A 13044-nucleotide genomic window follows, 5' to 3' on the forward strand; every position below is an offset into this window, starting at 1 on the left:
TATTATACATAAATTATATCATAAATTTAGGGGCTATTGTTATTTTATTCTACATTTTCTATTTTTTATAATACTTTTTTCAGGGGTCTCAAAAAAATCCCCGGGTTATCTTTAAGAATTCGGCATTTAAATTTGGTGGAGAAAATATTTTAAAACTTAGAAGGAAAAGTAAAAAATAGATAGAAAAAGTAATTAAATAAGTTAATTAACAAATTAATCCTCTAACTTTTGGTGGTGTTATATTGTGAAAAATTATGAAATTAGAGATCCGATTCATGGTTTTATAAAGATTGATGAATGGGAGAGGGAGATTATAAATCATCCGATTTTTCAAAGACTTCGCAGGATTAAACAATTGGCATGGACAGATATGGTTTATCCTGGGGCAATGCATACTCGCTTTGAACATTCTTTAGGAGTAATGCATACAGCAACAAAAATGTTTAAGTCTATTGTTGAAAAAGATTCATTATTTCTAAAAAATGAATTAAAATACAATAATGCTGGTATTGAAAGGGATTTAGCTGTATTGAGGATTGCGTGTTTGCTTCATGATGTTGGCCACCCACCTTTTTCCCATGCTGGTGAAGATTTAATGCCAACCAATCCAAAAACAAATAAAGCATATAAACATGAGCATTATTCTGCAGCAATAATTAGACACTTTTTTAAAGAGGTTATTGAACAACATCCAATAAACTAAAAAAATTATCAAATTACTGCCGAACAAGTTGCCCGATTTATTGAAGGAAGTTTACCAAAAGATGGAGCACTTATCTGGAGGGACTTACTTTCAAGCCAGTTAGATGCGGACAGAGCAGATTATTTATTAAGAGATTCGTACCATTGCGGAGTTGCCTATGGAAAGTATGATTTGGAGCGCTTAATTATTTCGATGACAATTGGTATAAATGAAGAATCTGATGCTCCTCTTCTTGCTGTTGAAGAAGGAGGGGTGCATGTTGCTGAAGCCTTAATTTTAGCGCGTTATCAAATGTTTACGCAAGTGTATTTTCATCACACACGTAGGGCTTATGATTATCATATAATAAGCTTAATGAAAACCTTACTTAAAATGGAACAAGAAAAAAATCTAAATATTGGTGAAAAAGATAAATTTCCGCCTCCAGATACGAAAGAAAATTTGCAAAAGTATTTGGAATGGGATGATTGGAAGGTACTTGGAATTATATCACAAAGGATAGCCAAGGAAGAGGGAGAGGTTTTTTTAAATAGAACTCATTTTAGGAATGTTTATGGTACGCTGGAAATTCCAACGAAAAAGGAATTAACTGCAATAAAGAAAATAGAACAAAAATTAAAGGAGAAAAATATTTGTTATTTTGTTGATAGTGCTCAGCAATTATGGTATAAGTTAGGTGAAATGGATATTGCAATATGTATAGATACGGAAAGTAAGAAAACTGTTCCTTTGTCAAGTATTTCAAATGTTATTAAGAATTTGAAGCCAATCATGCAACAAAGAATTTTTGTTCCATTAAATGAAGTGCAAAATGCTAAGGAGATAATTAGAACAGTAATTAGAAGGGGGAAAAAGTAGGATGAATGAACTTACTTGGAATAAATATGGTTTAATAATATATTTAGTTAAAGAGTTACAAAAGGTATCGCCACAAATTGGTAAAACGGTTATTCAGAAAATGGTATATATTTTAACGGAATTATTTAATGTTCCCACAGGCTATGAATTTTCATTGTATACTTATGGACCTTATAGCAGTGAGCTTGCAGAAGATATTAGTTTTGTTGCCGCGTTGGATGGGATTAAAGTAAAATCATCTAAGAAATTTGGATATGAAATAAAAGTTGGGAGCAGAAGCAGGGAAATAATTAAAGAAGCTGAAAGTTTTATAAAAGATTATATGAGTAATATAAAACAAGCAGTTGAGGCATTTGGAAGTTTAACTGCCAGAGAATTGGAATTACGTTCAACATTGATTTATATAGCTGTCAATGAAAGTAATTTAAGTAAAGATGGTATCATTAAAAAGTTTAAAGTGCTAAAACCATATTTTACCTATGAGGAGATTGAAAAAGCATTAAATGACTTAATAGAAAAGAAGTTTATTAAGCTTGAGTGCCAGCGTTAATTTAATGTTTCAGCCGCTAATTAGGAATACATCAAGTAATTCAAGTAATAGTGAGAGTGCTTAACATTTCGTGAATTGCTGCATAGTGTGAACTTGCAAATTATTTTGGCGCCAATATTTTAAAATAAATTAGCATAGAAGAATGCTATAAGAGGAGGTCAAAGTGGGTAACAAGTCACGACTCTGGTTAACCCGGGTAATAGTTGCGGACACTTTTTTGATGTTTGGCTCAGGTAATATCAACTACACCGTTGACTGGTATTTTTAAGGAGCCAGAAGCAGTTTTAATGATTTTAGTGAAAACTGGCCGCAAAATTAAGGGATAGGAAGCGCCCCGGCTGCAAAGCTGGGGTTTTTTTGAGCGACTGTAGCAAAGCAAAATGCATATATTGTAAAAAATTAACATTAACTATATAATAGTATCACAGGATAAACTGATGCTGGTGGGGTAAAAGCTTGGAACAGGAGGCGGCAATATGCCATTACCCAAAAAAGATAAAATATATACGTATGTTGATTATTTGACCTGGCCGGAAGAGGAAAGAATCGAATTAATTGATGGACGGGTCTATTTGCTGGCACCGCCGTCAAGAATTCACCAGGAAATTTCGGGAGCGATCTTTAATCAGTTTTACAATTATCTTAAAGATAAGCCATGCAAGGTCTATCATGCACCTTTTGGTGTTAGGCTTCCTTCAAGTGATGAAAAAAACGATGAGGATATAAAAACTGTTGTTGAGCCTGATATAGTGGTGGTATGTGATGAAGCAAAACTTGATGCTGAGGGATGCAGAGGAACTCCTGATTTAATTGTAGAGATTGTATCTCCATCTACCGCAAGAAAAGATAAAGTAGAAAAATTTAATTTATATGAAAAATTCGGTGTAAAAGAATATTGGATAGTAGAGCCTGACAGCAAGATTGTAAGTGTATTTACTTTGCAAGCCAACAAAAGGTATGGCAGACCAGAGATATATACTGATGATGATGTAATCAAAGTATCCATTTTTGACGATCTTATCGTTGATTTAAAACTTGTGTTTGCGTATTAAGTGGATGCGCCCAACAGTTAAAGTTCCGGCTGACCTTTTAATTTACAGTAACGAGGAATTTTTAAAGCCTTCGCAACATAAATCAACCTTAGAGTATAAAATTGCCCGGGAAGGTATTAAAATTTATGAATAATTGGGAAGTTTATTTTATATGTAAATCCTATGACCCTGAATTTTATAAGATAGAAGATGATTGTATCGAATTAATAGATTACGGAGTGCAAGCTCGCTATCCTTTTTATTTGGAAATTGAGGAATTTGGTGCTGAAAATGCTATTAAAAGTGCCGAAAGAATAAAACACTTTGTTTTAATGAAAATTCAAAAATAAAATGAAAATGGCCATTGGCATAATTTTATACGAAACGCAAAAGAGAAAAAATGGCAGGTTGTTGGATGTGAAAATATGGAGTCAATACCCTGAGCTATCAACGGTATCTGTATAAAAACCCCTTGGTTTTTCATTAAAAACCAAGGGGTTTAATGTCATTTGCGCTAAACTCTCGAATTTTTTGCCGGTATCCTTTGCTAAATTTATGGAAAATATTCTTGGTATTGGCCTAACTGCCTGGCATGAGATAGTTAAATTAAAATTAAAGTTATATTTCCCGTTCTTTTATACCTAATTGTTCCTTCAAAGCCTGCTGGAGAACCCGAGAAAAATTAATTTTCTTTTTTTCAGCTAGGTCGTTTAACCACTTTGGTAGAGTTAATGTTTTTTTAACTGCTTTATTATCCATTTTACAGCGAACTAATGGCATTCAGGCTTCTACCAATACGAGAACTTGATTGGGTTCAATCTTAATTTTGTCTATAGGTGTTGATTCCGGAATTGGCTCATTGTCTTTTTCCATACCATACAGATGAAGTTCAAGAGCTTTTTTAGTATTTTTTAAATCTTCTTCCGTATTATCACCACAGGTTAAACATCCGGGAAGGTCAGGGAATCAACGGAAATACCATCTTCGGCATAGTCAAAGATGGCAGGGAACACATATAAGTCTTTATACATAAATAACAACCTCTGTTTTCTAATAAGTTGATCCTGAGTAAACTATAATTACGTATATGTACACGTGTCAAGACATTGTCGGATCAGTAATTATGGGTTTAATTTTGTTTAAATCTATGCGGTTAACGAAGATAAAATAAATCTTGCGGCTTAAATTAAGAAAGTTTATTTTTTAATAGTAATACCAGCTCAAGTTTTTAAAAAATAGTCCATTTTTAGATAAAAAAGTCGAATTATATAAAATTTTGACGACAAAATTTGGCAAAGCAAAACAAGGAATCGGAAAAATTTTGTAGAATAAATTGTAAAAAAATTATAAAAATTAAGGTGACAATAGAAAAAAGGGCTTAATCTGTAGAAAATGAGGGGAGGGATCTCAAGTGTCTGAGGCGTTGATTATGAGTTATAAACTAATTGCTATTCAACTCGGAGATTTACTGAAATGGGATATTACCGTTAATGAAATTAACAGGGTAGCACAAGCAATTTTTAATTTTAAAGTATCACATTTTCCTGTTTCTTCAATTACTTCTCAACGAGCACAACTAATTTATGATTGGATAATGACCTTGGCAACACAAAAAATGAATAATGATGAAAGGAATAAGCTATTAGTAAAATTTTGCATAGAAATAACAGGAGACAGAAATAAGGATAAAGTCATAAGAATACTAGAAGAGAATGGTGTTAAGTACAATCTTATTTATAAGGATGATTTAAATTTATTTTTTAGTAGAAATTATCACGAAGAAATTCATAAACATGCAAGGAATTTATTTCTACAAGGCAACTATTTTCACGCTGTTTTTGAAGCGGCCAAAGCTTATAATCAAGCCGTAAAAGAAAAATCACAAAGTGATAAAGATGGAGTTGGACTAATGATGGATGTATTTAATAGTAAAAATGGTGTACTGAAAATAACAAAATGCATCACCGAAACTGACATAAATGTGCAAGACGGTATCAAATTTTTATCTGCAGGCTTAATGCAAGCAATTAGGAATCCAACTGCACATGAGCCTGCTATAACATGGCCAATAAGCAAACAAGATTGTTTAGACATACTTAGTTTTATATCATTTCTTTTTCGACAATTGGATAATGCCCAATATTATAAAGTTTAATGGCGCTTAAACACCATGATAAAAGAGAAAGAGGTAATATATTATGAATGAAATTCACCACTCTTTTGGAGGAGATTGGACAGAAAAGAAATTAACAGTTTTAAAAAAATATTTAGGGGCTTATACGAAAGCTTTAAAAAATACAGGTTTTCAGCTTTATTATATAGATGCATTTGCAGGAACGCGGTATCGTATGAGTGTTGATGAAAGTGAAAATGAATCCGAGCAATTAATGTTATTCCCGGAGTTTTCGGAAATTGAAAAGAAATTTTTTGAAGGTTCAGCTCGAATTGCATTACAGCTTGAACCTTCCTTTCATAAATATATATTTATTGAAAAAAACCAAGATCATTATGAAGATTTATTGAAATTAAAAAATGAATTTCCGGAAAAAGCGGATAAAATTGAGGTTATTCAAGGAGAAGCAAATGAGACACTTTTAAAATTGCTAAAAACTATTGACTGGAGAAAAGGTAGGGCTGTCCTTTTTCTTGATCCTTACGGGTTACAAGTGAGATGGAAGACTATTGAGATGATAGCCAGAACACGGGGAATAGATTTATGGTATTTATTTCCTTTAGCAAGTGCTTTAAATCGTCTTTTAAGACGTGATGGACAAATCAGTGATTCTTTGAAAAATAGGCTAAATGATGTTTTTGGTACTGATGAATGGTTCAAGGAATTCTATTCACCGGTAGATTCCTATACTTTATTTGGGAATATTGAAAGTATGCAAAAAAATACTGATTTTACTGCTATAAAAAAATTTCTAATAAAAAGATTAAAAGGGATATTTGCAGGTGTCGCAGAAAATCCCCTTGAACTTAAAAACTCGAAAAATGTTCCGATATTTTTGTTTTGCTTTGCTGTTGGTAATCCAAAGGGAAAGAAATTAGCATTAAAGATTGCTGAATATATATTAAATAGTAGCGAAAAATGAAAGAGCGAACACTTGTTTTAAATAAATAAATGAAGTAAGATAAAATAAAAAGGTCGTGAGAAGATGGCATTAAATAGTTCGATTGAATGGACGGAAGCATCATGGAATCCTGTAACTGGTTGCACTAAAATCTCGGCGGGTTGCCAAAACTGTTATGCCGAGCGATTAGCTAATAGGCTCAAAATTATAGGGATTCCAAGATATAGAAATGGGTTTAAAGTTACGGTGCATGAAGATGTTTTAGATTATCCCTTTAAATGGAAAAAACCGCGGATGATTTTTGTAAATTCAATGTCGGATTTGTTTCACGAAGAAGTGCCTGAAGAATTTATCATCCGAGTGTTTAACGTGATGAATCTTGCAACTCATCATACATTTCAAGTTTTAACGAAGAGGCCGGAAAGAGCTTTAAAAATTGCAGGTAGGCTTAAATGGACGGAAAATATTTGGTTTGGGGTAACGGTGGAAAATTTTCAAGCCAAAGACCGAATAAAAATATTACAAGAAATTCCTGCAAAGATACGATTTTTGTCCTGTGAACCATTACTTGAACCCTTATATGAATTAAATTTATCCGGGATTCATTGGGTAATTGTGGGAGGAGAATCAGGACCCGGGGCCAGACCAATTGAAGCTGACTGGGTTAGAGATATTTTGAGACAATGTCAAAAACAAAACGTACCCTTCTTTTTTAAACAATGGGGCGGAAAATACAAGAGTAAAAATGGCAGGTTGTTGGACGGGAAAATATGGAGTCAATATCCTGGATTTGCAATGGTATCCGTATAAAAAACCCCTTGGTCTACCTTGAAGACTAGGGGTTTTATGTTTTTTGCGCTTAACTTCCGAGTTTTTCTACCGTTACCCTTTGCTAATCTTATAGAAAATTTCCTTGGCCTCGGCCTAACTGCCTGGAATGAGCTTATGGAAAACATGAGATAATATATTGTAAAAAATTTACACTAAAGATATAATAATATTAAAGAAAGATAATGAAGTGGTGATAATAAATGGTTATAGAAATAAGTGGTGAAATTAAAAAAATTATTGAAGTTGCAAAGTCAGTTGCTGATGTAGAAAGGGTTTATATCTTTGGGTCACATGCCTATGGTACACCTAATTCGGAAAGTGACGTTGATCTTTGTATCATTACTAAGGATTCGATTAATAATAAAAGGGATTTTTTAAAAAAAGTTAGAAAATTAATGGCTCCAACAGTTAAAGTTCCGGTTGATCTTTTAATTTATAGTAATGATGAATTTTTCAAGCGTTCGCAAATTAAGTCAACCTTAGAGTACAAAATTGCCCGGGAAGGTATTAAAATTTATGGGTAATTGGGATATTGCCTTTGAATAGTTTAATTTTGCAGAAAGCGATTTGAGTGTGGCAAAATACTTAATGAATATGATCCCTAAACCAAGTAATATTATTTGTTATCATTGCCAGCAGAGTGCAGAAAAATATTTAAAAGGATTTATTGCTTTAAACGGGGGACAGATTTTGAAAACCCATGATTTTAATTATTTTAAATAATGTATGTAAATCCTATGACCCTGAATTTTATAAGATAGAAGATGATTGTATCGAATTAATAGATTAATGGAGTACAGGCTCGCTATCCTTTTTATTTGGAAATAGAGGAATTTGATGTTGAAAAAGCTATTGAGAGTGCCGAAAGAATAAAACACTTTGTTTTAATGAAAATTCAAAAATAAAATTAAAAAGTGTTACCGCTCACGTTAATTGACCTCATTTAACTTAAATTAAGTGAACGCAAATTTTGACTCACTTTCTTTGGCCAGGGAGTTTTTCTATTGCCTGGCCATTGGCATAATTTTATACACAAATAAGCACTAAACAAAATAAAGGTTGTTGCTGTCCAGGGTTTTTGCACCACGGGAGGTTTACTATTTGTTGCTCGAACGCCTGAAGACAGAGTTGGAAGCAAAGACAACTAATAAGCGGTTTTCTCATGATAAAATGTTTTCGGATTTAAGGTCAGGCTTGCTGATAAAGTAGATACTGGTATATCGGCCGATTAAATCACTTGAAGCTGAATATAGAGTATTCCCGGTAAAAAACTATTTGTGTTCTATGTGGTCACTGAAGATGGCTAGCATGTGGAGGTTTTTAAATGAATCTTTTTGATTTTGAAGATTATATTGATAGCGTGATTCTCAATCGAGGATTTTCTTACTACCAGAGTGGTCAGGTTAGGTCTGTGGAGGAAACAAGTCCCAATACCTTTACGGCGGACGTGGAAGGTTCTGAAGATTACGTTGTTAAAGTAAAATTAAGGGAAGATGGGGAAATAATTGATGCTGAATGCGATTGCCCTTATGATTGGGGACCCGTTTGTAAACATATGGTAGCAGTTTTTTACGAGTTAAAAGAAATGTTACAGGATGATCTCCAAAAGAAAAAGAAAGAACCAGGGGAATACTTGGTAAGTAGTTTTGAAGACTTTGAAAATAATGATCCTCTTTTGGAAACTCTTAAGGCCTATGACAAAGAAAAATTGATCCAGCTTATAATAAAAATTGCTGATGAATACCCTGAGCTCCGGCAAAGGTTGGAATTAGTTCTTGAAGTTCAAGATTTAGAAGAAGAGCGCAAAAAAGCCAAGCAGCATATAAAAAGTTACCTTAAACAAAGCAAAGATCGGGATGGCTTTATTGAATATGGAAAGGCAAAATTTGCAGCAGAAGGGGCCTGGCTTATTTTGGAAAGCGCTGCAGATATTTTAGAAAATGAAGAATATCTTCGGGGAGCCGAATTGTGTTTTTGTGTCTTAGAAGAGATGATGCCGATTTTAGACAATGCCGATGACTCTTATGGTTATCTAAGTGGTGCCATCGATCAAGCGATTGATTTACTTGGACAAATTGCTCAAAGCCCGTTATCTAAATCCGAAAAAGAGGTATTTTTTGAAAGAATTCTTAGCGAATCGTTAAAAGAAATTTATGATGATTGGCACGATTGGCGGCTTGATTTATTGGAAAATTGTGTCTATTTAGCAGATAGTGAAAAAGCTCGGGAAAAGTTTGAAAAAATCTTAAATAGTTTATCAGAGGAAGCAGATGTTTTGCGGGGATGGTATGATGAAGAAAGGTTAGCGTTAATTAAATACCATTTTATTAAGAAAACCCGAGGGAAAGAAATAGCAAACAATTATTTAGAGCAACACCGGTATTTTCCTTTATTGCGGGATGTGGCCATAAAAGATGCTTTGGCGAATGAAGATTACCAAAAAGTTGAGAAGTTGGCTTTAGAGGGTGAAGAGTTAGATCAGAGGTTTCCGGAACTGGTGGCAAAATGGCAAGATTATCTGTATCAAGTATATAAGTTGACCGGACAAGTGGAAAAGTTGCGCAAAGTTGCTTTAATTAAAATTTATGATGGAAGTTTTGAACATTATAAGGAATTAAAAAAGACTTATTCCAAGGACGAATGGAAGGAAATTTATCCTAATATTTTAGAAGAAATTGAGAAAACAAAACGTCTCTGGAACCTTTATCCGCAAATCTTAATTGAAGAAGGAGAAAAGAAAAAACTTTTGGAGTTTCTAAAAAAAGCACCAGAATATTTAACTCAATATTATAAACACCTTATCCCGGATTACCGGTTTGAGGTTTATGAAATCTTTAGCCAGTATATCATAGAAACGGCAGCAAAAGCCAGCAACCGAAAAGTATACAGGGAAATAGTGTCATTTTTAAGGCAATTAGTCCAAATAGGGGGAACTGTACAGGCTAAGAATTTAATGGAACGTCTAAGGGTTAAGTACAGCAGAAGACCGGCTTTTGTTGAGGAACTGGCGGAGTTAAGAATTTAGAAGTGGTCATCAATAAGCTGTTTCAGTTTGGCTGCCGTTTTCAATAATTTCCTTCTATGCAAGACGAAAAATTGTAGATTAGGGGAGAAGACAACATGATTTCGGCTTTTATAGAAAGTTTTATCCGAATGTTTAATTGGGGAATTATCACTAAAATGTACGGCAATTCTCATAGCTCCATTATTGGTTTTTTGTCAAGTGAATGGATTAGAAAGTCTCCTGAACATTCCGTGTTGGATGGAGCCCCTTCTCCCTTAGTCGGTAAAGGAAGAAAAGGGCAAAAAAATGCAGATATTCTATTATGCAAAGGTGAAAAACCTTTTATAGTAGTTGAGGTTGAAACATTAGTAACTAAATATTTGGAGAAGATAGATTCAATTGCAGCCTACATAGAAAATACAAAAGATTATAATGGGCTTGGTTTTGGTCTGATAGTAATGCTCAATTATACAAATGGTGCGGATAAGTATAAGCATAATTGGCATGATGCAAAGGACTATGCTATGAGTAAAGATATCCCTATTGCATTTGTTTCTATCGAAAAGAGCAAGGCAAAGTTGGGGAATACTGTTTTAGATCAATTAAAGCGTAGAAATGAGTATTACCCATGGGAAACCAGCAGCATTGAGTATTGGATTTATGGAAGAGATAGAAAGGCAGTTTCAGGAATTTTGTGGACAAAACAACTTCGTTGAGATATCAAGGATTGTTCATTTTGTGCCGGGAAAAAACTATTTGGTGTTCTATATGATCACTGAAGATGGAGTAGAATTCATAGAAAAAACCCTTGGTTTTTCGTTAAAAACCAAGGGTCAGACTGTCGACAAAGTAGCTTGGAAACAGTTTTGTGAATATATAGCCAAAAAATATATTTGTTGTAATAGATAAGTTGATACCTACAGTGCCCTTTTTTTCTAAGTTTTCATCTAAACTTCATAAAATTTTTACTAATAATAAAACAACGCTTTTAAGCTTTGGAGTTTAAAAATGGTGTTTGTCTACAAGCTGACCCTTGGTTTTTCGTTAAAAACCAAGGGTTTTAATGTTTTTGCGCTAAACTTCAGAGTTTTTCTACCGTTACCCTTTGCTAATCTTATAGAAAATTTCCTTGGCATAGGCCTAACTGCCTGGCATGAGATAGTTAAATTAATTAAAGTTACAGTTATATTTCCCGTTCTTTTATACCTAATTGTTCCTTCAAAGCCTGCTGGAGAACACGAGAAAAATTAATTTTCTTTTTTTCAGCTAGGTCGTTTAACCACTTTGGTATAGTTAATGTTTTTTTAACTGCCTTATTATCCATTTAACTGCGAACTAATGGCATCCAGGCTTCTACCAATACGAGAACTTGATTGGATTCAATCTTAATTTTGTCTATAGGTGTTGGTTCAGGAATTGGCTCATTGTCTTTTTCCATACTATACAGATGAAGTTCAAGAGCTTCTTTAGCATTTTTTAAAGCTTCTTCCGTATTATCACCACAGGTTAAACATCCGGGAAGGTCAGGGAATTCAACGGAAATACCATCTTCGGCATAGTCAAAAATGGCAGGGAACACATATAAGTCTTTATACATAAATAACAACCTCCGTTAAGATTTTTGAAAGGGGATATTAGTGAACTATTCAATTTCGATACCTGCTTGTTTTAGTATGCTTTTTACTGTTTTTATTGGTATATTTTTCTTGGGATGAGGCACCGTAACCTTTCCTTTCTTTACAGGATGCTTAAATTGATGTCACCGCCGGTATATAATTGACCCAGGAGCAACGAAAAGGAAATGACCCACCCCCTGGCGAAATATCCCTCCTGATACCACAGCAAAGGATCGGAGGGAAATAAATGCTCGGGAGTGGATCTATTATCAGTTACATGAATTAAAAAGAAGCGGCAAGAGTATTCGTGCAATCGCACGAGAAACAGGTTATTCCAGAAAGAGGTTCAAAACTTGACCCGTACAAAGATACCATTCAAAAGCTCATGAATCTGGGGATATTCAATTGCGAAGTCATTTACGAAAGAATCAAGGAAGAAGGCTACACCGGAGGTCGCACTATTCTAAGGGACTATGTGAGACAATTTAGACCTCCAAAGCAGGTTCCTGCTGTATGCCGCTATGAAACCAAGCCCGGCCAGCAAGCCCAGGTCGACTGGGGCGAATACACCTACATTGACGAGGAAACCGGTGAAATACGTAAGCTTTACGTCTTCGTCATGGTGCTGGGCTACTCCAGAGCCATATACGTGGAATTCACAAACCGCTGCGACGTCCATACCTTCATCCGCTGCTTGATCCACGGGTTTGAATACTTTGGCGGAGTAACCGACATAGTTCTTACCGATAGAATGAAAACCGTAATACTGGGCACCGGTGAAAACAAAAAGCCCATATGGAACCCTACCTTTGAAGACCTTGCGGCAACCCTTGGATTTATTCCTAAAGTGTGCAGGGCACGGCGCCCCCAAACAAAAGGCAAGGTGGAAAGCGGCATAGATTTTGTCAAAAACAACTTCCTGCCGGGTAGGAAGTTCGTAGACTACGGTGATTTAAACCGCCAGGCAATAGTATGGTGTGAAAAGAAAAACAGGAGAATACACGGCACTACCGGGGAAAGGCCTATTGACCGCCTGAAGAAGGAAAACCTCAAACCCCTGCCTGCCCTTGATAAATACCAAAAATTCCTGGAAGAAGCAAGGAAAGTCCACAAAGACGGCTTTTTGAGTTTCGACGGCGTAAGATACGGTGTTCCCTGGCAGTATAGCGGAAAAGAGGTGGTGGTAAGGGACAAAAACGGTAAAATCGAAATCCTCTATGATGGGAAGGTGATAGCTGTCCACGAAAAGCATTACCGCTCAAGGAGCACCGTTTTTCTCAAAGATCAGTACAAGGGTCTAAAAGAAGCCGAGGGCATGTTTTATCCCAGGCCGAGGGCGATCAAGTTATCTTCCCTGGAAGTTGAGAAGCGTCCTCT

The 13044-nt window shown here is 34.9% G+C and carries 15 protein-coding genes and 3 pseudogenes; 15 read left to right on the top strand and 3 right to left on the bottom strand.

Annotated features, from left to right (window positions below):
- Positions 1-244: 244 nt before the first annotated feature.
- The 6 genes from cpu_RS14010 to cpu_RS09775 all read left to right on the top strand — a co-directional run bounded on the left by cpu_RS14010 (position 245) and on the right by cpu_RS09775 (position 3492).
- On the top strand, positions 245-703 hold the full coding sequence (locus cpu_RS14010) for an HD domain-containing protein (protein ID WP_234970232.1): 459 nt from the start codon (positions 245-247) through the stop codon (positions 701-703).
- Positions 704-874: 171 nt separating this feature from the next.
- On the top strand, positions 875-1561 hold the full coding sequence (locus tag cpu_RS14015) for an HD domain-containing protein (RefSeq protein ID WP_268761784.1): 687 nt from the start codon (positions 875-877) through the stop codon (positions 1559-1561).
- 1 nt (position 1562) lies between these two features.
- Positions 1563-2111, top strand: a complete 549-nt coding sequence (locus cpu_RS09765) for a hypothetical protein (protein ID WP_075859814.1) — start codon at positions 1563-1565, stop codon at positions 2109-2111.
- A gap of 476 nt (positions 2112-2587) precedes the next feature.
- A complete protein-coding gene (locus tag cpu_RS09770; protein WP_075859815.1) occupies positions 2588-3163 on the top strand; it encodes a Uma2 family endonuclease in 576 nt (191 codons plus the stop codon).
- A 4-nt stretch (positions 3164-3167) separates the two neighbouring features.
- The gene (locus cpu_RS14150; protein ID WP_268761785.1) at positions 3168-3296 is read left to right on the top strand and encodes a hypothetical protein; all 129 of its coding nucleotides are present in this window, start codon (positions 3168-3170) and stop codon (positions 3294-3296) included.
- Positions 3289-3492, top strand: a complete 204-nt coding sequence (locus cpu_RS09775) for a HEPN domain-containing protein (protein WP_075859816.1) — start codon at positions 3289-3291, stop codon at positions 3490-3492. The genes cpu_RS14150 and cpu_RS09775 overlap by 8 nt, the downstream gene beginning before the upstream one ends.
- Before the next feature lie 430 nt (positions 3493-3922).
- Here cpu_RS09775 and cpu_RS14360 read toward each other — a convergent pair.
- A pseudogene (locus cpu_RS14360) lies at positions 3923-4048 on the bottom strand (type II toxin-antitoxin system HicB family antitoxin); the annotation flags it as partial.
- Between the two features lie 505 nt (positions 4049-4553).
- Between cpu_RS14360 and cpu_RS09785 the strand changes: the two are divergent.
- The 8 genes from cpu_RS09785 (at position 4554) to cpu_RS13830 (ending at position 11302) form a co-directional block, all read left to right on the top strand.
- Positions 4554-5297: a TIGR02391 family protein gene (locus cpu_RS09785; RefSeq protein ID WP_234970234.1), complete on the top strand. Its 744-nt coding sequence runs from the start codon at positions 4554-4556 to the stop codon at positions 5295-5297.
- A gap of 43 nt (positions 5298-5340) precedes the next feature.
- Positions 5341-6237: a three-Cys-motif partner protein TcmP gene (locus cpu_RS09790; protein WP_075859817.1), complete on the top strand. Its 897-nt coding sequence runs from the start codon at positions 5341-5343 to the stop codon at positions 6235-6237.
- A 63-nt stretch (positions 6238-6300) separates the two neighbouring features.
- On the top strand, positions 6301-7026 hold the full coding sequence (locus cpu_RS09795; RefSeq protein ID WP_075859818.1) for a DUF5131 family protein: 726 nt from the start codon (positions 6301-6303) through the stop codon (positions 7024-7026).
- A gap of 221 nt (positions 7027-7247) precedes the next feature.
- Positions 7248-7571 (top strand): nucleotidyltransferase domain-containing protein, encoded by a 324-nt coding sequence (locus cpu_RS09800; RefSeq protein ID WP_075859819.1) that lies wholly within the window; start codon positions 7248-7250, stop codon positions 7569-7571.
- A gap of 43 nt (positions 7572-7614) precedes the next feature.
- Positions 7615-7770, top strand: coding sequence for a HEPN domain-containing protein (locus cpu_RS14295; protein WP_200800676.1), 156 nt, complete (start codon positions 7615-7617; stop codon positions 7768-7770).
- 601 nt (positions 7771-8371) lie between these two features.
- Positions 8372-10072 (top strand): SWIM zinc finger family protein, encoded by a 1701-nt coding sequence (locus tag cpu_RS09810; protein ID WP_075859820.1) that lies wholly within the window; start codon positions 8372-8374, stop codon positions 10070-10072.
- A 95-nt stretch (positions 10073-10167) separates the two neighbouring features.
- Entirely contained in the window at positions 10168-10767 is a 600-nt protein-coding gene (locus cpu_RS09815; protein WP_075859821.1) for a hypothetical protein, read from the top strand.
- 292 nt (positions 10768-11059) lie between these two features.
- Complete coding sequence (locus cpu_RS13830) at positions 11060-11302, top strand: hypothetical protein (protein WP_200800677.1); 243 nt, start codon at positions 11060-11062, stop codon at positions 11300-11302.
- A gap of 73 nt (positions 11303-11375) precedes the next feature.
- On the opposite strand, the gene cpu_RS09820 is transcribed toward cpu_RS13830, so the two are convergent.
- Together cpu_RS09820 and cpu_RS09825 are read right to left on the bottom strand one after the other, a co-directional pair.
- Positions 11376-11648 (bottom strand): type II toxin-antitoxin system HicB family antitoxin, encoded by a 273-nt coding sequence (locus cpu_RS09820; RefSeq protein WP_439951476.1) that lies wholly within the window; start codon positions 11646-11648, stop codon positions 11376-11378.
- 45 nt (positions 11649-11693) lie between these two features.
- Positions 11694-11798 (bottom strand): annotated as a pseudogene (locus cpu_RS09825) (type II toxin-antitoxin system HicA family toxin); the annotation flags it as partial.
- A gap of 116 nt (positions 11799-11914) precedes the next feature.
- On the opposite strand from cpu_RS09825, the pseudogene istA reads away from it, so the two are divergent.
- Positions 11915-13044, top strand: a pseudogene (istA, locus tag cpu_RS09830) (IS21 family transposase); the annotation flags it as partial.

Source organism: Carboxydothermus pertinax (assembly GCF_001950255.1).
Classification (GTDB): domain Bacteria; phylum Bacillota; class Z-2901; order Carboxydothermales; family Carboxydothermaceae; genus Carboxydothermus; species Carboxydothermus pertinax.